This is a genomic window from Streptomyces sp. NPDC107528, assembly GCF_055639295.1.
The window spans coordinates 1-19,103 of the sequence record NZ_JBVKAV010000011.1; the positions used below are offsets into that span (position 1 = coordinate 1).

At 71.5% G+C, this 19,103-nt stretch carries 20 protein-coding genes and 1 pseudogene; 10 read left to right on the top strand and 11 right to left on the bottom strand.

What is annotated here, in order from left to right; translation table 11 throughout:
* Positions 1 to 629 (bottom strand): maltotransferase domain-containing protein (locus ACZ7L5_RS31425; RefSeq protein ID WP_471520919.1); only part of this gene is annotated, 629 nt, incomplete at its 3' end.
* A 50-nt stretch (positions 630 to 679) separates the two neighbouring features.
* On the bottom strand, positions 680 to 1,006 hold the full coding sequence (locus ACZ7L5_RS31430; RefSeq protein ID WP_328883850.1) for a DUF5133 domain-containing protein: 327 nt from the start codon (positions 1,004 to 1,006) through the stop codon (positions 680 to 682).
* A 295-nt stretch (positions 1,007 to 1,301) separates the two neighbouring features.
* On the opposite strand from ACZ7L5_RS31430, the gene ACZ7L5_RS31435 reads away from it, so the two are divergent.
* Both ACZ7L5_RS31435 and glgX read left to right on the top strand, forming a co-directional pair.
* Positions 1,302 to 1,814: a pep a2 gene (locus ACZ7L5_RS31435; RefSeq protein ID WP_365062459.1), complete on the top strand. Its 513-nt coding sequence runs from the start codon at positions 1,302 to 1,304 to the stop codon at positions 1,812 to 1,814.
* A complete protein-coding gene (gene glgX / locus ACZ7L5_RS31440) occupies positions 1,811 to 3,955 on the top strand; it encodes a glycogen debranching protein GlgX (RefSeq protein ID WP_471520921.1) in 2,145 nt (714 codons plus the stop codon). Before ACZ7L5_RS31435 ends, glgX begins: the two co-directional genes overlap by 4 nt.
* A 103-nt stretch (positions 3,956 to 4,058) precedes the next feature.
* On the opposite strand, the gene ACZ7L5_RS31445 is transcribed toward glgX, so the two are convergent.
* Positions 4,059 to 4,862 carry a VOC family protein gene (locus ACZ7L5_RS31445; protein WP_471520923.1) on the bottom strand — a complete coding sequence of 268 codons (804 nt, stop codon included), beginning with the start codon at positions 4,860 to 4,862 and terminating at the stop codon, positions 4,059 to 4,061.
* 170 nt (positions 4,863 to 5,032) lie between these two features.
* On the opposite strand from ACZ7L5_RS31445, the gene ACZ7L5_RS31450 reads away from it, so the two are divergent.
* Positions 5,033 to 5,365, top strand: coding sequence for an ANTAR domain-containing protein (locus ACZ7L5_RS31450; RefSeq protein ID WP_471520925.1), 333 nt, complete (start codon positions 5,033 to 5,035; stop codon positions 5,363 to 5,365).
* 15 nt (positions 5,366 to 5,380) lie between these two features.
* Here the strand turns inward: ACZ7L5_RS31450 and ACZ7L5_RS31455 are convergent, their stop codons facing one another.
* The gene (locus ACZ7L5_RS31455) at positions 5,381 to 6,172 is read right to left on the bottom strand and encodes a SigB/SigF/SigG family RNA polymerase sigma factor (protein WP_471520927.1); all 792 of its coding nucleotides are present in this window, start codon (positions 6,170 to 6,172) and stop codon (positions 5,381 to 5,383) included.
* Between the two features lie 285 nt (positions 6,173 to 6,457).
* Between ACZ7L5_RS31455 and ACZ7L5_RS31460 the strand changes: the two genes are divergently transcribed.
* From ACZ7L5_RS31460 to ACZ7L5_RS31475, 4 genes are all read left to right on the top strand, one after another.
* Positions 6,458 to 6,940, top strand: a complete 483-nt coding sequence (locus ACZ7L5_RS31460) for a MarR family winged helix-turn-helix transcriptional regulator (protein WP_471520929.1) — start codon at positions 6,458 to 6,460, stop codon at positions 6,938 to 6,940.
* Positions 6,937 to 7,788 (top strand): ABC transporter ATP-binding protein, encoded by an 852-nt coding sequence (locus ACZ7L5_RS31465; RefSeq protein WP_471520931.1) that lies wholly within the window; start codon positions 6,937 to 6,939, stop codon positions 7,786 to 7,788. The genes ACZ7L5_RS31460 and ACZ7L5_RS31465 overlap by 4 nt, the downstream gene beginning before the upstream one ends.
* Positions 7,748 to 8,608, top strand: coding sequence for an ABC transporter permease (locus tag ACZ7L5_RS31470; protein ID WP_471520933.1), 861 nt, complete (start codon positions 7,748 to 7,750; stop codon positions 8,606 to 8,608). The genes ACZ7L5_RS31465 and ACZ7L5_RS31470 overlap by 41 nt, the downstream gene beginning before the upstream one ends.
* Positions 8,609 to 8,796: 188 nt before the next feature.
* Positions 8,797 to 9,318 carry a hypothetical protein gene (locus ACZ7L5_RS31475; protein ID WP_328883858.1) on the top strand — a complete coding sequence of 174 codons (522 nt, stop codon included), beginning with the start codon at positions 8,797 to 8,799 and terminating at the stop codon, positions 9,316 to 9,318.
* A gap of 55 nt (positions 9,319 to 9,373) precedes the next feature.
* Here the strand turns inward: ACZ7L5_RS31475 and hemC are convergent, their stop codons facing one another.
* Positions 9,374 to 10,309 (bottom strand): hydroxymethylbilane synthase, encoded by a 936-nt coding sequence (gene hemC, locus ACZ7L5_RS31480; protein WP_471520935.1) that lies wholly within the window; start codon positions 10,307 to 10,309, stop codon positions 9,374 to 9,376.
* A 17-nt stretch (positions 10,310 to 10,326) separates the two neighbouring features.
* Positions 10,327 to 11,592, bottom strand: coding sequence for an MFS transporter (locus tag ACZ7L5_RS31485; protein ID WP_471520937.1), 1,266 nt, complete (start codon positions 11,590 to 11,592; stop codon positions 10,327 to 10,329).
* Between the two features lie 106 nt (positions 11,593 to 11,698).
* On the opposite strand from ACZ7L5_RS31485, the gene ACZ7L5_RS31490 reads away from it, so the two are divergent.
* Positions 11,699 to 12,706, top strand: a complete 1,008-nt coding sequence (locus ACZ7L5_RS31490) for a DUF5937 family protein (RefSeq protein WP_471520939.1) — start codon at positions 11,699 to 11,701, stop codon at positions 12,704 to 12,706.
* On the opposite strand, the gene ACZ7L5_RS31495 is transcribed toward ACZ7L5_RS31490, so the two are convergent.
* The 5 genes and pseudogenes from ACZ7L5_RS31495 to ACZ7L5_RS31515 all read right to left on the bottom strand — a co-directional run bounded on the left by ACZ7L5_RS31495 (position 12,687) and on the right by ACZ7L5_RS31515 (position 17,879).
* Positions 12,687 to 13,703, bottom strand: coding sequence for a questin oxidase family protein (locus ACZ7L5_RS31495; RefSeq protein WP_471520941.1), 1,017 nt, complete (start codon positions 13,701 to 13,703; stop codon positions 12,687 to 12,689). The genes ACZ7L5_RS31490 and ACZ7L5_RS31495 overlap by 20 nt on opposite strands.
* A 121-nt stretch (positions 13,704 to 13,824) precedes the next feature.
* Complete coding sequence (locus ACZ7L5_RS31500; protein ID WP_471520943.1) at positions 13,825 to 14,601, bottom strand: NPP1 family protein; 777 nt, start codon at positions 14,599 to 14,601, stop codon at positions 13,825 to 13,827.
* Between the two features lie 195 nt (positions 14,602 to 14,796).
* Positions 14,797 to 15,774 (bottom strand): non-homologous end-joining DNA ligase, encoded by a 978-nt coding sequence (ligD, locus tag ACZ7L5_RS31505; RefSeq protein ID WP_471520945.1) that lies wholly within the window; start codon positions 15,772 to 15,774, stop codon positions 14,797 to 14,799.
* Between the two features lie 91 nt (positions 15,775 to 15,865).
* Positions 15,866 to 16,552 (bottom strand): response regulator transcription factor, encoded by a 687-nt coding sequence (locus ACZ7L5_RS31510; protein ID WP_471520947.1) that lies wholly within the window; start codon positions 16,550 to 16,552, stop codon positions 15,866 to 15,868.
* 174 nt (positions 16,553 to 16,726) lie between these two features.
* Positions 16,727 to 17,879 (bottom strand): annotated as a pseudogene (locus ACZ7L5_RS31515) (sensor histidine kinase).
* 190 nt (positions 17,880 to 18,069) lie between these two features.
* On the opposite strand from ACZ7L5_RS31515, the gene ACZ7L5_RS31520 reads away from it, so the two are divergent.
* Both ACZ7L5_RS31520 and ACZ7L5_RS31525 read left to right on the top strand, forming a co-directional pair.
* A complete protein-coding gene (locus ACZ7L5_RS31520) occupies positions 18,070 to 18,720 on the top strand; it encodes a TetR/AcrR family transcriptional regulator (RefSeq protein WP_363037261.1) in 651 nt (216 codons plus the stop codon).
* An 89-nt stretch (positions 18,721 to 18,809) separates the two neighbouring features.
* Positions 18,810 to 19,103 (top strand): hypothetical protein (locus ACZ7L5_RS31525; RefSeq protein WP_471520949.1); only part of this gene is annotated, 294 nt, incomplete at its 3' end.

Genomic DNA, 19,103 nt, shown 5'->3' on the forward strand with positions numbered 1-19,103 from the left:
GAGCCGAACAGGGCCCGCTCCCGCTCCACCAGCAGGGGCAGCGGGTCCGAGGCGGTGACCAGGTCCCGCAGCGGATACCGCCCCAACACCGCGTCGACGTTCGCCGCGAACGCCGCCGCCAGCCGTGACTCGGGCGGCAGTGAGTCGTCCCGCAGCGCGTCCGCGGCGGCCCGCACCGTGGCCTGCTCCGTCTTGTCGGGCACCCCGGCCGCCGCTCGTTCGTACAGCTCGCCGCCCGTCTCCAGGACGAGTCCGACGTCGATCCCGGCCGGGATCTTGATCTGTGCGTGGTGCCGCCAGGTCGCCACCGGATCGCTCCACGCCTCCACGTGAAACGTCCAGCAGCCCATGGCCGACGGGGTCACCTTGGCGCCCCAGCGGTCGCTGCCCGGGGCCAGTTCGTGCATCGGCGTCCACGGGCCGGGCCGGCCGTCCGGGTCGGTCAGTACGACATTGGCCGCGACGGCGTCATGGCCCTCGCGGAACACGGTGGCGGTGACCTCGAAGGTCTCTCCCACGACGGCCTTGGCCGGGTGTTTGCCGCACTCCACGGCCGGCCGTACGTCCCGTACGGGGATGCGGCCGACGGTCCCGGTGCCGGCACCGGTCCTGCTCTTGGTCCTGCCCATGGTTCACCTCCACCGTGCTCGAGGCCGGGCACCAGGCCCGGCCGGGGGATTCAAGCTGCGCCGGAAGGACGTCTGCCTTCCCGCTGGAAAGTCCACCGCCGCGTTCCCGGCGGGCCCCGCCGCGCCGAGACGCTCGCCGTGCGCGGCCGTTCGTCCAGCTCGCTGAGGTAGGCGGCCGGAGTGCTGCGCAGATAGCGTTCGGCCGCGTCGGCGGCCTCGCGTGCGCAGCGCTTTCCCATCAGCACGCAGAGGGTGTAGCCGGTGTCCTCGAAGGTGGCACGGACCGTCAGGTCGGCCGGGGCCGCGAGCATGGCGCGTTCCCAGGCCCGATATCGCCGCAGTTGCCGGGCGACTTCGGCTTTGGCCGGTAGCAGCATGGCGCCGTTCACCTTCCGGACTCGATGACGCGTTTCCCGACCGTCGGGCGGAAACCCGTGCGCGCACGCACGGGTTCCGTTACGGGTATCGAGGTCTTCACACATGGTGCACGGTCGACGACTCAGCGTCCTGTTGGATCTTCAACTACCTCAGGGATGTCCTCCTGTTGCACGAATGGCCTACCGCCCCCACCCTGGAGTCACTCAGAAGCGATCAGCGCTCACGCTCCGTACTCGGGGCCCGTCCCGCAGGGGCGAGGAGAGCGGGAGCTTTCGCGGTGAGGAGGTAACGACGGTGAAGACCGCAGTGCCCTGCTACTACCACCTCGACGTGGAAGTCAGCCCCGAACGGGTGGGTCAGGTCAGCCGAATTCTGGCCGCTCACCTCAGGTACTGGGACCTGGAGACGCTTGTCGAGCCCGTCCGCCACAGCACCGAGATGCTGCTGCGGGCCATCGACGAGCACGCGAGGGACAAGAACACCTCGATCGAGATGTGGTGGAACGGCCAGCACCTCATCACCGCCATCGGCGACAACAACCGTGCCCTGCGCCCGGACCACGAGCTGCGTGCCTGCCTGCAGCACCTCGCCGCCATGAGCGACGGCTGGGGGTGCTGCGCCACCGAGACCGGCGCCAAGATCATCTGGTTCTCGCAGCGCGCCCGCGCCGGCGAGCGTGCCCCGCTCGTGCCGGCCGCGCCCGCGCCCAACCTGCTCGAGGCGCTCGAGGTGCCTCGCGAGGCACCCGTCACGGCCATCGCGGCCGCGCCGGGCATCCGGGACGGCGTCCTGGAGGAGGCCCGGTGACCGCGCGGAAAGGCAGCAAGGGGGTGCCCGCCTGGAGCGGGCACCCCTACCCGCTGGGAGCCGCCTTCGACGGACAGGGCACCAACTTCGCCCTGTTCAGCGAGGTCGCCGACCGCGTCGAGCTCGTCCTGGTCGACGACAAGGACCGGCACACCCCGATTCCGCTCACCGAGGTCGACGGCTTCGTCTGGCACGGCTATCTGCCCGGTGTCGGCCCCGGACAGCGCTACGGCTACCGGGTGCACGGCCCCTGGGACCCGGGCCTCGGCCACCGGTGCAATCCGGCGAAGCTGCTGCTCGACCCGTACAGCCGGGCCGTCGACGGCCAGGTGGACAACCACGCCTCCCTGTTCGAGCGCACCCCCGGCGCCCCGTCCCCGGGCGACAGCGCCGGGCACACCATGCTCGGCGTCGTGACCGAGCCGTACTTCGACTGGGGGGACGACCGCCCGCCCAGACGGCCGTACGCCGACACCGTCATCTACGAGACCCACGTACGGGGCCTGACCGCCACTCACCCCGACGTCCCGCCGGAGCTGCGCGGCACCTACGCCGGGCTCGCGCACCCCGCGGCCGTCGAGCACCTGACGTCCCTCGGGGTGACCGCAGTCGAGCTGATGCCGGTGCACCAGTTCGTCCAGGACGGCGTGCTGCTCGACCGGGGGCTGTCCAACTACTGGGGCTACAACACGATCGGCTTCTTCGCGCCGCACAACGCCTACGCCGCCCACGGCACCCGCGGTGAGCAGGTCAACGAGTTCAAGTCGATGGTGAAGGCGCTGCACGAGGCCGGCCTCGAAGTGATCCTCGACGTCGTCTACAACCACACCGCCGAAGGCAACGAGCGGGGCCCCACCCTCTCCTTCCGCGGCATCGACAACGCCTCCTACTACCGCCTCGTGGACGGCGACTGGGCGCACTACTACGACACCACCGGCACCGGCAACAGCCTGCTGATGCGCCACCCGTACGTCCTCCAGCTGATCATGGACTCGCTGCGCTACTGGGTCACCGAGATGCACGTCGACGGCTTCCGCTTCGACCTCGCGGCCACGCTGGCCCGGCAGTTCCACGAGGTGGACCGGCTCTCGGCGTTCTTCGACCTGATCCAGCAGGACCCGGTGATCAGCAGGGTCAAGCTGATCGCCGAGCCGTGGGACGTCGGCGAGGGCGGCTACCAGGTGGGCAACTTCCCGCCGCTGTGGTCGGAGTGGAACGGCAAGTACCGGGATGCCGTACGGGACTTCTGGCGCGGTGAGCCCGACTCGCTCGGCGAGTTCGCCTCCCGGCTGACCGGCTCCTCCGACCTGTACGCGCACAGCAGGCGCCGCCCGCGCGCCAGCGTCAACTTCGTCACCGCGCACGACGGGTTCACCCTGCGCGACCTCGTCTCGTACAACGACAAGCACAACGAGGCCAACGGCGAGGGCAGCCGGGACGGCGAGAGCCACAACCGGTCCTGGAACTGCGGCGCGGAAGGCGACACCGACGACCCCGCCGTGCGCCGGCTGCGCGCCCGTCAGCAGCGCAACTTCATCGCCACGCTGATGCTTTCGCAGGGCATCCCCATGCTCGGCCACGGCGACGAACTCGGCCGCACCCAGCGCGGCAACAACAACGCCTACTGCCAGGACAACGACGTCTCCTGGATCGACTGGGGACTCACCGACGAGCAGCGCGCACTCGCCGACTTCACCCGTTACGTCATCGGGTTGCGCGCTGCTCACCCCGTCCTGCGCCGCCGCCGCTTCTTCAAGGGCGAGACGGCCACCCACCCCGACCAGCCGCTGCCCGACCTGGTGTGGCTGCTCCCGGACGGCCGCGAGATGACGGACGAGGACTGGCAGGACCCCGACGCCCACTCGGTGGCCGTCTTCCTCAACGGCGACGCCATCGCCGAACCCGACTGGTGCGGCCGCCCGGTGGTGGACGACTCCTTCCTGCTCCTGCTCAACAGCTACTGGGAGCCGGTGGAGTTCCAACTGCCGGACGCCACCTTGGGCGACCGCTGGACCCCGCTGATCGACACGGCCGAACCACAGGGCCCGCCGGACGAGTCGGAGTACAAGGCAGGCACCGCTCTTCTGATCGAACGCCGCAGCCTGGCCCTCCTGTCGACGCCCTCGCGGCAACGCCGGTAGGGGCGCGGGGAACTGCGCGACCAACCGCATCGAGCCCGCAGACGACCACGAACCTGACCACGAACCCACCGCGGCACCCCAGTAGTCGCACTCCGAGCGAGCGTTAGCGGGAACGCCGCGAAGTCACCGTGAACTGCGCCCCGTCAGGATCCCGCAGCACAGCCTCGTCACTCCCCTTCGACAACACGCTCCCCCCATGCCGCTCGGCCGCCCGCGCACAAGCCCCCACGTCCGCGACCGCGAAATGCACCTGCCAGTGCGGCCGAATCGTCGGGTCGGGCGCAGCCTCCAACGCCCCCGACTCGATCCGCGCCACGACATCGCCCCGGCTGCGCAGCACCACCTCGCCGCCCTCGTAGCGGACCTCGCAGCAGCCGGCCCGCTCCGACGCCCAGTCGAGGACCTCGCCGTAGAACATGGCCGCGTCGAACGCGTCGCGGGTGTGGAGCCGGATGAACGTGGGCGCGGCACGCCGCCAGGTCTCCCAGTTGGAGGGGAGCTCTCCCTCCCAGACACCGAAGGTCGCCCCGTCCCGGTCGGCCAGCAGCGCCGCGCGCCCGGGCGGCAGGGAGAGCGGGCCGACGGCCGATGTGCCGCCCCGCTCCTGCACCCGCGCCACGGCCTCGTCGGCGCTGGGCACGGCGAAGTAGGGGGTCCAGGCCACGGCCATCTGCCACATCGTGGCGACCGCCGCGACCCCGGCCACCGGCACGCTGTCCGCGAGCGCGACCCAGAAGCGGTCGCCCAGCTTGGCGGGCCGCCAGCGCCACCCCAGCACGGCGCTGTAGAACCCGTGGGTGACGTCGAGATCACGGCTGGTCAGACTCACCCAGCAGGGTGCGCCGAACACGGAGTGCGTGGACACGACCTCGGCCGTGCTGTTGGAGCTTGTCGCATCGTGGTTCATGGCAGTCGCTGTCCTGGTTCTCGCCCGAGCCGGCGGCCACCGGTCTTGTATCAGTGTCCAGCCGGATTCGCTTCGAGGCCTGCCGAGTACCCCCGGCGTGGCGCCGAAACGGCCCGGAGTGACCCCGCCCTTCGCTGGCACGAGGCAGGCAAAGCGGCGACCATGGTGGCGTGGCAGCGACACCGCACGAGCCCGCGGACGGGACCGACAGGATCATCGAGCTGGAAGAGGAAGTCGAACAGCTCAAGGAGGCGATGGTCTCGCACGCCGTCGTGGACCAGGCAATCGGGATGATCGTCGCCCTCGGCCGCGTGGCGCCGGAGCAGGGATGGGCGGTGCTGAAGGACGTCTCCCAGCACACGAACATCAAGCTCCGCCATGTCGCGGAGCTGATTCTCATCTGGGGCCGGAACGGGGAGATGCCGCCGGAGATCCGCGTCGAACTGGAAGAGGCCCTGGAGCGTTACGGCCCGACGCAGATTCCGGGATCGTCCGAGGACTGACTCACTGCTCCGGCATCACCGGGCTTCGGCGAGTATCTCCTCGCGCAGCTGGGCGAAGCAGCCGCTCAGCAGGCGGGAGACGTGCATCTGCGAGATGCCGAGCTGCTGTGCGATGCGGCTCTGGGTCATCCCGCCGAAGAAGCGGAGGTAGAGGATGGTCCGCTCACGTTCCGGGAGCCGTTGCAGACACGGCTTGACCGTCACGCGGTCGACGACCACTTCGTACGCCGGATCCGGGCCGCCCAGGGCGTCTCCCAGTGCGTAGCCGTCCGTGCCGGGCATCTCCGCCTCCAGCGACAGTGCGGAGAAGCACTCCAGTGCCTCCATCCCGGCGCGCACCTCGCTCTCGCTCAGCTGCGCGTGCTCGGCGATCTCGGCGACGGTGGGCGCGTGCCCCGAGGTGCTCTGCGACAGCTCCTTCATGGAGCTCCGTACCCGGTTGCGCAGGTCCTGGACCCGGCGCGGCACATGCAGCGTCCACATGTGGTCGCGGAAGTGCCGCTTGATCTCGCCGGTGATGGTGGGGACGGCGTACGCCTCGAAGGCGTGGCCGCGTGCCGGGTCGTAATGCTCGACGGCCTTCACCAAACCCAGGGCCGCCACCTGGTACAGGTCTTCCAGGGACTCGCCGCGGCCCTTGAAGCGGACGGCGATCCGCTCGGCCATGGGCAACCAGGCCTGGACCAGCTCGTCCCTGAGCAGCTTGCGCTCGGGTCCCTCGGGCAGTCCGAGAAGGTGGTCGAAGGCCGCCGCGGTGTCGGGGGCGTCGTCGTGGGGGTGCTGCTTCGTTCTGGTGGTGGCACTCATAAGGTGCGCACCTCCCTCAGCGGTGCTGACTGGACAAGACACCGTAGGAGGCACGCACTCGGACCTCAGGAGGTCACCCAGGGTCCGGGCGGGCCGGCTCCCACGGACGTGCCTCCTGTCCGAAGCACATATGTCACTTTTCCCCATGATAGGGCATCCGAAACAAAATTCATGAATGCGGCTACATGTGACGGCGGATTCACTCGACGTCCGGCAGGGACACGCAGCCGCCCTTGACCCTTCCTTGGGGGTTATTACCTCTGCTACAGAGGTAATCTCGACGACGTGGAAGACGACGTGGAAAACCACGTGGAAGGCGACTCGGCCTTCCCCGAGGAACTCGCCGACGCGCTCGTCGGAGTCCAGCGACTGATCCGACGCCGGCTGCGGCGCGACATGACCGCCCCGCAGCTGCGCGGCGCGGAGGTCGAGCTGTTGCGGCTGATCGTGGAACGGCCCGGCATCGGGATCTCGGACGCCGCCAAGGAGCTGTACCTGGCGGGCAATTCGGTGTCCACGCTGGTCAACCAGCTGGCCCGGCAGGGCTACCTGCTCCGCGAGACCGACCCCGCCGACCGCCGCGCCGCCCGACTGCTGCCCACCCCCGCGGCCGAGGCCCGGCTGAGCGAGTGGCGCAGACGGCGCGCCGATCTCGTCCGCCACCAGCTGTCCCGGCTCGACGAGCCGGACCGGGAGACACTGCTCGCGGCGATCCCGGCGCTGCGCAGACTGGCCGACTCACTGCGCGAGGAGACGGAGCGACCATGACACACGACGCTGTCACCGAGGCCGTGGCCTGCACCGGGCTGGCCTACGCCTTCGGTGACACCAACGCGGTGGACGGACTCGACCTGACGGTGGCGCAGGGCGAGGTCTTCGGCCTGCTCGGTCCCAACGGCGCCGGGAAGACCACGGCGATCCGCTGCATCACCACCCTCCTGCCGGTGCCCACGGGCATGGTCAGCGTCTTCGGGCACGACGCGGCAGGCGACCGCATGGCCGTACGTCGCCTGCTCGGCTACGTCCCGCAGCAGCTGTCCGCCGACTCGGGCCTGACCGGCCGCGAGAACGTCGTCCTGTTCGCCCGAGTCTTCGACGTGCCCCGTCGCGAACGCGCCGCACGGGTCGCCCAGGCACTGGCCGCGGTCGGCCTCACCGACGCCGCCGACCGGCTCGCCGGCACCTACTCGGGCGGCATGGTCCGCCGCCTCGAACTCGCCCAGGCCCTGGTCAGCGCACCCCGGCTGCTGATCCTCGACGAACCGACCATCGGCCTCGACCCGATCGCCCGCACCGGAGTGTGGGAGCACATCAACGCCGTCCGCTCCGCCACCGGCATGACGGTCCTGGTCACCACCCACTACATGGACGAGGCCGACCAGTACTGCGACCGGGTCGGCCTGATGCACCACGGCCGCATCCGGGCCCTCGGAACGCCGGCCGAACTCAGGGAGGGGCTCGGCGCCCGCCGGCGCGCCGCCGGTGCCGCCGGCACCGACCCGTTGCCCACGCTGGAGGACGTCTTCCGCGACATCGCCGGCAGTGGGCTCGACGAGAGTTCAGGAGACTTCCGCGATGTCCGAAGTACCCGCCGCACCGCACGCCGTGTCGGCTGACCGGGACCGCGCCGGCGGTATCGACCTGCTGCTACGGCCGCCCGAGCCCCGCGCCGGCTGGCGGGTGCTGCCCGCCCGCGTCCTCGCCATGTGCGCCGTCGAGCTTCAGAAGCTGCGCCACGACCGCACCGAGCTCTACACCCGCGCGGTCCAGCCCGCCCTCTGGCTGCTGATCTTCGGCCAGACCTTCACCCGGATCAAGGCGATCCCGACTGACGGCATCCCCTACATCGACTATCTGGCGCCCGGCATCATCGCCCAGTCCGCGATGTTCATCGCCATCTTCTACGGCATCCAGATCATCTGGGAGCGCGACGCCGGCATCCTCAACAAGCTGCTCGTCACCCCGACCCCGCGCTCGGCCCTGATCACCGGCAAGGCGTTCGCGGCCGGGGTGAAGTCCCTGGTGCAGGCGGTCGTCGTGATCGTCATCGCGGCGGTGCTCGGTGTGGCGCTGACCTGGAATCCGCTGAAGCTGCTCGGCGTCGCCGCGGTCGTCGTCCTCGGCTCGGCCTTCTTCTCCTGTCTGTCGATGACCATCGCCGGCATTGTCCTCAGCCGCGACCGGCTGATGGGCTTCGGGCAGGCCATCACCATGCCGCTGTTCTTCGCCTCCAACGCCCTCTACCCGCTGTCGGTGATGCCGGGCTGGCTCCAGGCGGTCAGCAAGGCCAACCCGCTCAGCTACCAGGTCGACGCCCTGCGCGGCCTCCTTCTCGGCACCCCCTCGCACCTCGCGCTCGACTTCGCCGTCCTGCTCGTGGCCGCCGCGCTCGGCATCGCCGCCGCCTCCTCGCTGCTGGGCCGGCTGGCCCGCTGATCTTGGTGCGGAACGTGATGTGCGGCACGTGGGTGAACAGGCCCACCGGGCCGGTCGGCGGATTCCTCCTGCCCACGGCTTGATCGGTGATCAAGGGGGCGAATGGGCTGGCCACAGCGCATTCTGCTCATTTGACAGTGCACTGAGCGCAAAGATAGGAAGCAGCTCTCTGGGTCGAGAGGTGGATTGTGTACGAGCCGAACGTGGTCGGGGACTGGCACGAGTACGACGAGCATGCCGGTCTGCGTGTCCGCGTCCACCAACTGGAAGCCGCCGAGCCGCCGCGCGGACGCGACGAGGCCGCGGAGGGGCTCGCGTACTTCCGGGTCCGCGTCACCGTCGAGAACCGCGGCGAGCGGCACCTCGGCATCCACCTCGAGGACGGCCAGATCGACGTGCGGATCGGCCGCGAGGGCGAGGCGGCGTTCATCGACTGGCGCAACTCGCAGTTCATCGAGGGCTTCGACGTCTACCCGCTGCGCCGCGCCACCGCCGTGCTGTACGCCGCCGGCCCGGAGGCGAGCCTGAGCCAGGTCGACGTCCAGATCCAGCTGCGCGTCGAGGAGGAGTGGGCCGACCGCCGGCTGTGGAGCGGCGGCCTCGGCCTCCAGGAGGACTCCGCCGGCGCCCACGCCGCCACCCTGCGCGACGGCCTCGCGCTCCAGGTGAGCAACTTCCTGCGGGAGCAGGCCGAAGAGGGCACCGCCTGACGGGCGCCCCGGTGAGGGGCGCCGCCTGGTGGAGATCGATCCCGGACGACAGGCCCTAGTGCGGGATGCCGTCGATGATCTCCCGGGCACCCTGACGCAGCAGTGCGACCGCGACCGACGTGCCGAGGGTGGCGGGGTCCAGTCGGCCGGCCCACTCGTGGGCGTTGAGCCGCGTCTTGCCGTCCGGGGTGAAGACGCACGCCCGCAGGGACAGTTCGCCGCCCCGGTCCACGCGCGCGTACCCGGCGATCGGGCTGTTGCAGTGCCCCTGCAGGACATGCAGGAACATCCGCTCGGCGGTGGCCTCCCGGTACGTGTCCGGGTCGCCGAGGCCGCTGACCGCGTCGATGAGTTCGCTGTCGCCCTCCCGGCACTGCAGCGCGAGGATGCCCGCGCCGATCGGCGGCATCATGACCTCGGGGGAGAGGGCCTCGCTGATCACATCGGTGCGGCCGATGCGCTCCAGGCCGGCAACCGCGAGGAGCAGCGCGTCCGCCTCACCGGCTGCCAGCTTCTCCAGGCGCCGGTTGGCGTTGCCGCGGAACGGCACGCATTCGAGGTGTTGGTGAGTGGCGGCCAGCTGGGCGACCCGGCGCACCGACGAGGTGCCGATGCGGGTCCCGGGCGGGAGCTCGTCCAGGGTGAGGCCGCCGGGGTGGATGAGGGCGTCCCGGATGTCGTCCCGCTTGAGGAACGCCGCGAAGGTCGTCCCCGCGGGCAGTGGCCGGTCGGCGGGGATGTCCTTGACGCAGTGCACGGCGAGATCGGCCTCGCCCGCCAGCAGAGCCGCGTCCACCTCCTTGGTGAACGCCCCCTTGCCCTCGACCTGGGACAGGTCGCCCATCCACTTGTCACCGGTCGTCTTCACCGGCACGACCTCGGTGCGCACACCGGGGTGCAGGGCCGCCAACTCGGCGCGGACACGCTCCACTTGGGCGAGGGCCATCGGCGAGTCGCGGGAGACGATACGGATCAGTTCAGGCACGGACATGCGGCCACGATAGACCGTCACAACCCCGCGTCCGCACCGTACCGCCCCATTCCCGCCCGGCCCTTGCCCTCTCCCGCCCGGTCCGTGTCACTCGCCCGGCCCCCATCGACCACCCGGTCCCGGGCGTCCCGGCGCACCGGCCACGTCAGCACCGCCAGCGCCCCCACCGTGAGCAGCCCGCCGACCAGGAACGTCCCGCGCACCCCGACCGCGGGCAGCAGCAGGCCCCCGAGCAGCGCACCGGCGGCGATGCCCACGTTGTAGGCGGCCGAGTTGGCCGCGAGGGCGGTCTCGGTACGGCCCGGTGCCACCTGGAGCACCTGGCTCTGTGTCGCCATGAAGGCGGTCGCGACCGAGGCGCCGAGCAGCATCACCAGTACGACAGTCGCGGCCGGGACATGTCCTGCCACGTGGAGGCCGAGCAGCGCCACCGCCTGCGCCGCCACCGGCACGGTCAGCGTGGCGCGCGGGAAACGGTCGAGGAGGAGCCCGGTGACCGTGACCCCGGCCAGCGCCGCCCCGCCGAACGCCAGCAGCACGGCACTCACCGCGTCCTCGCGGAACCCGCTGACCTCGTCGAGGAAGGCGACGACGTAGGTGAACCCGGCGAAGGCACCGGTCACCGACAGGACGGTGACGGCCAGCACGACGAGGAACCTGCGCCGGTCGGGGGTGGCGCCGTACGCGGAGTGGCCGTCCCGCGGGCGGGACGACGGCAGCAGGGCGCCGACGGCCACGAGCGAGACGAGCGCGAGCACGCCGAGCAGGGCGAAGGGCGTCCGCCAGCCGGTGTGCCCACCGAGCCAGGTCCCGGCCGGTACCCCGGCCACCGTGGCGAGGGAACCACCGACGGACAGCAGCCCGATGATCCGCCCTCGGCGCTCGGGTGGGAACAGACCGACCGCGACCGGCCCCATGACCGACCAGAAAACCGCCTGCGCCAACGCCGTCGCCACCCGCGCCGCCAGCAGCACCCCGTACGACACACCGCCCAGCGCCGACACCCAACTGCCCACGGCGAGCAGCCCCAGCAGCCCGGCGAGCAGATAACGGCGCGGCACCGACCGGGTGACATGGGCGAGGGGCAGGGACACGACGGCCACGGTCAGCCCGTAGCCGGTGACCAGGGCGCCCACGGCGGTGAGCGGCACCCGCAGATCGTCCGCCATGAGTGCGAGCAGGCCGACCGGGAGGTTCTCGGTGGTGTTGAAGGTGAACGCCGCCAGCATCAGCGCCGCGACGACGGCGGCACGCCGCCAGGGTGCCGGACGTACGTTGCCCATCCATCCGCCTTTCCGACAGGGGGAGTCGGGGCAAGCGTGCGGGGCCGCGGCGGACGCCTCTACTCTTTCGGTCCAGGACGAATCGCTGCTCACGACGGGGGTCGCCATGCCGCTCGCCCTGCACCTCGGCACCGCCGACCTCACCCGCTGCCGGTTCGCGATCTCGCCGCTGTGCCAGACCCACGAGGCGCTGCGCATGCTCCGCCGGCCCGCCCGGCACGGCTACCACCGAGGTTGGCTGCGCCGCATGCGCCGTGCTGTCGCCCGCCTCGACCTGGCAGAGCTGTGGCTGTTCATCCCGCCCGTCGGCGGCTACACCCCGGACTTCCTCGGCCCGCCGCCGCAGGAGCCGTACCCCACCATCGAGGACGAGCTTGCGAGGATGCGCGCCACCGATCCCGTCCTGGCCCATGCCGAGATGACCCGCTCGCTGGCCTGCACCCCCGAACTCGCCGAGTCGCCCCAAGGGCGCGCCGCGCTCGACGACCCCGCCGCCACCGTCCGGCGCCTGGCCGACCTCACCGAGCGGGCCTGGCACGTGCTGCTCGCCCCGGACTGGCCGCGCCACCGTGCCGTCCTGGAGGCGGACATCGCGCACCGCTCGCGCCGGGCCGCGGACGGCGGCCTCGACGCGCTGCTCACCGGCCTGCACCCGGCCGTGGAATGGGCCGGCCAGACGCTCACCCTGCGCAGGTACGCCGATGTGGCGGATGTTCAACGGCCCGACGGCAGGGGTGTGTTGCTCATGCCGAGCGTGTTCGTGTGGCCGGACGTGGTGAGCGGCTTCGCCCGGCCCTGGCAGCCGTCGCTCATCTACCCCGCCCGAGGCATGGGCCATCTGCACACCACCCCGGCGCCACGTCCGCCGGAGGCACTCGCCCGCCTCGTCGGCCACCAGCGCGGGGCCGTCCTCGCCGGTCTCGCAGTGCCCGCCTCGACGACGGACCTGGCGTGCCGTCACGGGCTCGCCCCGTCGACCGTGTCGGCCCATCTGTCGGTTCTGCGGGAGGCGGGCCTGCTGGAGTCGCGGCGTCAGGGCTACTACGTGCTGTACGGGCGGACGGCCCTGGGAGATGCCCTGGCCGACGGGCGGTTCACACCAGGGGCGAGCTGATCTCGACGGCGCGCTGGGCCGCCGCGAGGGCGACGTCGTCACCGACGTCCAGCGCGGTGTCGGTGAACTTGATGACGTGCTCGTCACCGTGGGCGAGAGCCAGCTCCATGACCTCCTCGCGCGTCAGCCGGGCAGCCGGGGTGCAGGCAACGGCCTCGACGGGGGCGTACATCGCCGTGACCGCCGCGGACGCCGTCCAGGCCGCCCGCAGGCTCGGCACCCACTGGTCGCGCGGCAGCGAACCCAGTGTGCGCAGCACGGCGTTGGGCGCGGTGGCCGCGTGCACGAGCATGGTCGGCTCGCCGTGACCGTGGGTGGCGTAGCGGTGGGTCGCGGCGTGCACGAGTTCGGTGAGCCGCTCGCGGGCCGTCTCCGGGTCGGTCACGTCGTCCGCCCAGGCGGGCAGTCGGCGTACGGCGGACAGCCGGTTCCGGAATCCCAGGTGCCCGGCCTCGATCGCGGGTACGGCGTCCAGGGCGGCCGTGGCGGTCGGCGCGCCGGGCAGCGGGGAGACACCGGTCACGGGCTGATGCCGTGCCGCCCAGTAGCCCAGCGCGTGCGCGAGTTCGGTGAGCCGGGGCGCGTTCTCGTCCGCTTCGAGAGCGCGCACGGCATGGCCGACACGGATGACCGTATGAGTGGCACCGCCGTACAGTCCGGGCAGCAGGCGCGGCCACCACTCGGCGAGGACGCCGCGCCACGGACGCTCGGCGAGCACACGGGAGTAGTGGTCGGTCCAGTCCGTGATCCGCCGGGGATCCCCCAGCGCCGCACGCCAGTTGTCGTCCGTGACGGGGGCGACGCGGTCGGGGAAGTCCTCCAGCTTGTCCCGGTAGAGGTCCACCCAGCGGTGGACGGCGCCCGCGTGTCCGTGGGCGGCGAGCGCCTCGACGACCATGGGGGCGTGGTTGGACAGCCAGCCCTCCCGTTCCGGGCCGGATGCGTGGAGGCGTTCAAGGGCTTCTTCGAAGTGTCCGCTCGTGGCGATCGTGTCCATGAACCGGACGCTATGTCGCACCCCGGTGCGCAGGGATCGGGCGCGGGACGGAAGCCCAGGCGCCGGGGGGCCTAGGTCCCGCGCCCGATGTGACTCGGGCTCAGGTTCGGAGCCGAAGGGATCAGGCGTTGGGGTCGAACGTGATCCCCGACGGCTTCGCCGACGCCAGGTGGCTGGCGAAGCTGCCGTCCTTCAGGCCGAAGTTGGCGCTGCCGAAGTTGTACGCGACCAGCTTGTCGCGCACGCCCGCCGGATAGCCGTTCCAGCCGACCAGCGACGGATACTGCCAGGTGCCCTTGTGGTTCTCCGGCGGCTCGTCATTGGAGTTGGCGAGCCGGAAGCAGTGCGTGCTGATGCCGTCCTTGTGGTACACGATCTTCGCGTGCGTGCCGTCGAAGCGCACCGACGACGCCGGACTGATCGTGAACGAGCCGTGGTTGGACGTCGAGACGTACTGCACCGCGTTGTTCTGCACCCACACCACGACGTGCTCCCAGTCGTGTCGGTGCCCGCCTATGCTGCTGCCCGCCACCGCCTGGTCCTTCTCGAAGTACAGGCCGTACATGTAGGCACACCAGCCGTTGTTGCACTTGTAGCGGGAGTAGCCGTTCGTGTTGTCGAGGTCCGAGGCGTCCCGGCAGTTGCCGTTGAGCGCACCGGTGGGGTTGAGGCCGCCGTTGACGGTTCCGTCGGGGCCGATGGCCGGGGTGGAGTAGCAGCCGTCGGTGTCGTAGTCGAACGCCGGTTGGTAGGTCTTCTCGGCCGAGTCGGCGTTGGCGGGCAGCGCCGCCGGCGGGGCGGCGAAGGCGACGCTGGGGAAGGCGACGACCAGTGCGGCGGCACCGGCCAGACCGGTGAGCCATCTCTTGCCATGCGTGCGGAAGGTGGTTGACGACACTGCGTCTCCTCGGGGTCCGGGCGCAGCCCAACGGCTGTGGGGGGAAAGGCAGTTCAGGATCCCCGGTTTTCACTTACGCGCCAAGAGCCACGGGCGTACCGGTGGGTGAAGGACAGCGCAATAGTTGCCGCCCAACCTGTGTGCCGGACGTCGGTGTCCTGCGGGCGTGTCGGACGCTCGTGTCAGACGTGCGTGTCAGAGGTCGTCGGGGATGTCGGCCGACGCGTCCTGCGGCGTGAGGTCCGGCCGCAGGCGCAGCCAGGACGGCTGGCGCAGCATCCCGGACCGGGTGCGGACGCTGTAGCGGACCTCGCCGACCAGCCGGGGCAGCACCCAGTGCGCGCCCGGCACGCGCGGGGCGGGGTCGAAGGGGCAGGTGTCCGTCTCGGACGCCTGCAACAGTTCGGCCAGGTGAGCCCGTTCGGCCTCGCTCCAGCCGGTTCCCACGCCGCCCACGTAGCGCAGCCGCCGGGCCGCGTACTGGCCGACCAGCAGCGCGCCCGGCAGGCCGGTGAGCCGTCCCTTGCCGGGCAGCCACCCGCCGACGATCACGTCCTCGCTGCGCATGTTGCGGATCTTGATCCAGGCGCGGGAGCGCACCCCGGGCTCGTACACAGAGTCCAGCCGCTTGCACACCAGCCCTTCCAGCCCGTGCTCACGGGTGGCCGCCAGTGCCTCTGGGCCGTGTCCCACCAGCGCGCCCGGCGTCGACCAGTACGGCCCGCCCAGGTCGAGGCCCTCCAACTGCCCGCGCCGCCGGGAGTAGGGGACCTTGAGCAGGGAGCTGCCCGCCAGGTGCAGTACGTCGAAGAGGACCAGGTGGACGGGGGTCTGCGCGGCCATCCGGGCGGCCCGAGCCGGGGCGTGCGCGAGGCCCATGCGGGACTGCAGCAACTGGAAGTCGGCGTGGCCCTCTTCGTCCAGCGCCATGATCTCCCCGTCGAGTACGGCCGGTGTGGTGCCGAGCGCGCCGCCCAGCGGCCGCAGTTCGGGATAGGCGGCCGTGATGTCCTCACCGGAACGGGCGCGCAGCAGCAGGCTGCCGTCCCCCTCCAGATAGATCACCGCCCGCTGGCCGTCCTGCTTGGTCTCGTACGCCCAGCGCGCGTCCTGCGCCGTGGGCGGCAGGGTGCCGGGTGTGGCGAGCATCGGAGGGATCAGCGGCAGACTCACGGGTCAGTTCTCGACGCGCTGGCGCGCCGCCACGCACCCTGGCGGCCGTTTTCGCCTGAACGGCGGCTTTACCCGGACGGCGGACGGGACCTCATTGATCGCCGTTCGGCGGAACGGCCCGTACCAGGCCCGACTGATAGGCCATCACGACGAGTTGGGCACGGTCGCGGGCGCCCAGCTTCGTCATGGCGCGATGGACATGGGTGCGCACGGTCAGCGGGCTGACGAAGAGCTTCTCGGCGATCTCCTCGTTGGAGTGGCCCTCGGCCGCCCACGCCATGACCTCCCGCTCGCGTGCGGTGAGGGCGGCGAGGTGCTCGGGCGCGGCCGACTGCGAGCTCTCGGCGGGGGAGGCCAGGAACCGGGTGATCAGCGTGCGGGTCGCGGTGGCGGAGAGCAGGGACTCGCCGGCGGCCACGGTCCGGATGCCGTCGAGCAGCACGTCCGCGGTGACGTCCTTGCCGAGGAAGCCGCTCGCCCCGGCGCGCAGCGCCTGCGCGACGTACGCGTCGATCTCGAACGTGGTGAGGATCAGCACCCGCACCGCCGTGAGGTCCGGATCGGCACAGATCGCGGACGTGGCGGCCAGTCCGTCGGTGCCGGGCATGCGGATGTCCATCACGACCAGGTCGGGCCGGTGGGTCCGGGCGAGGTCGACGGCCTCGGCGCCGTCGGCGGCCTCGCCGACGACCTCCATGTCAGGGCAGGAGTCGATCAGGATCCGGAAGGTGGCCCGCAGCAGGGCCTGGTCGTCGGCGAGCAGGACGCGGATGGTCATGGGCGGAGAGTCTTCCGGTTCCGGATCGTTGGACAGGGCTCAGCTTTCCCGGATCGGCCCGCGATGTCGTCGTGCGGCTGCCGACAATCGTGCCTACTCGGAACGCAGTACGTGACGCGGGTCATGTCATCCCCGAGCAGGACAGCCGGGCCGTGGCCGCGCACGGCCGCGGGCTCACCACACGCACGGCAGCTCCACCTCGACGACCGTCGGCCCGCCCGCGGGGCTCGACACGCGCAGCGTCCCGTCGAGCGCCGCCACCCGCCGCCGCATCCCGAGCAGTCCCGAACCGCTCGGCTCGGCGGCCCCGCCGTGGCCCTGATCGGCCACCTCGACCTGCAGCCCGCCGCATACGGGCGATGCGCACCGTCGCCGTCGGTGAGCCGCTGTGCTTGGCGACGTTGGTGAGGGCCTCGGCCACCACGAAGTAGGCGGCTGCCTCCACGGCCGCCGGGGACCTCGGGCCGTCGTCCTCCAGCCCCGCCACGTCCACGGTCACCCGCACCCCGGCGCCGGCGGCCGGCGCCCGGACCGCACCGACCAGGCCGCGGTCGGTCAGGATCGGCGGATGGATGCCGCGCACCACGTGCCGCAACTCGGTCAGCGCCTGCTCGGCCTGCTCCTGGGCGTCGTCCAGGAGCTTGCGTGCGGCGCCCGGATCATGGTCGTAGGCACGCTTGGCGAGGCCGATCCGCATGGACAGCGCCACCAGCCGGGCCTGCGTGCCGTCGTGCAGGACCCGCTCGATACGGCGCGGCTCGGCGCCGTGCGCGGCGATCGCGTCGGCCCGGATCGCGGTCAACCGCTCGACCCGGGCGGCCAGCAGCGCCTTGGGCGACGGCCGGAGCAGCGACGTCGACCAGCCGGCCTCCAGGTCTGCCAGACGCGTGATGCACGGCAGGACGACGGCCCGCCGACGCAGCAGTCCGCAGCCCACGCCGTCCACGACCAGGCCGACGGGCCACAGCGGCAGGGCGAGGACGAGCAGCGCGCCGTAGACGTAGAAGGCGGCCATCCAGCGCAGGTCGGTGAGCGTGCCGGGATCGCGCACGGCCGTCCGTAGCCGTTCGGTGAGCGGGCCGTCGATGACCTGGTACGCCTCGGGGACCTCCCGCCCCGTCCAGGCGGCCGTCGAACGCCGCTTGGCCCCGGCGATCCGCCGCACCAGCAGCACCGTCTCGGGCAGCAGCCAGGCACCGATCACCGTGACCGTCCCGATGGCGGTGATCAGCAGCACGGTGATGAAGAGGTACATGCCGAAGGCCATCGAGGCGGCCACCGTCAGATGGATGGTCGCGCGTCCGGCCTGTCGCACCGGCGCCCGCATGCCCATGACGCCAGGTGCGGCCCGCTTCACCATGTCCACCGTCTTCGTCGCCGCTGCCCTCGATGTCACCGTCTTCGCCGTCACCGTCTTCTTTCAATCAAGTGACTTAGATTGTAGGTCTGTGAAACCGCGTGCGGCTCGAGGGACTGGCCGTCGCGGTGCTCTGCGAAGTCCCGGTGCGGTGGTGAACATGGCAGGCAGGACGCTGCGGGAGGAACAGGTCAGCGCGACCAGGGAGCTGCTCCTGACCGCGGCCGAGCGGCTCTTCGCCGAACACGGGGTCTACGCGGTGTCCAACCGTCAGGTCAGCGAGGCCGCGGGGCAGGGCAACAACACCGCGGTCGGCTACCACTTCGGCACCAAGGCCGACCTGGTCCGCGCCATCGTCCGCAAGCACGCCGCGCGCATAGAGGAGATCCGCGCCCGGCTGCTCGCCGACCTGGCGGACCCCGACGACGTGCGCGGCTGGGTGGACTGCCTGGTCCGCCCGGTGCTCGAACACCTCGCCGCACTCGGCAGCCCCACCTGGTACGCGCGGTTTTGCGCCCAGGTCGTCTCCGATCCGGCACTGCACCGGATCATGGTCGAGGAGGCGCTCACCTCCCCGTCCCTCCAGACGATCATCGAGGGTCTCGAACGGTGCCTGCCCGACCTCCCGGCCGAGGTGAGCGCCGAACGCGGTGAGATGGTCCGCCATCTGATCGTCCACGTGGCCGCCGACCGCGAGCGCGCTCTCGCCGAGCACACCCCCACCCCCCGCTCCAGCTGGGACGACGCCGCCACGGGCCTCGCCGACGCGGTCGTCGGCATGTGGCTGGCACCCGTCACACCGGCCCGCTGACACCACCGCACCCGGAGCACGACAAGGAGCACGCCCGTGAAACCGACCTTCGGCCAAAACCTCCGGCGCGACGCCGGGCGAGGCGGATCATGAGCTCTCGGCAGACGGCACAGTCCGAGGCCGGTGCCACCCAACTGCCGCCCGCTTTCGAGCGGGGCGCCGGTGCTGAGCAACCCGCGTGCACGCCGGGCGAAGGCCCGGATGCCTCCACAGGTGCGCCGGGTGCCGCCGGTGAGCCGGCGGACGTCATGCGCGGTGCCCGTCGGGAGGGGCCCGCTCGGGTGCGCGGCGCCGGCGTGGAGGCGTGTGCGATGGCGAGTGAGGCGGGTCTGGGGGCGTCCGAAATTGTGCGGGACAGGGCCGATGGGTCACTGAGCCTCGTG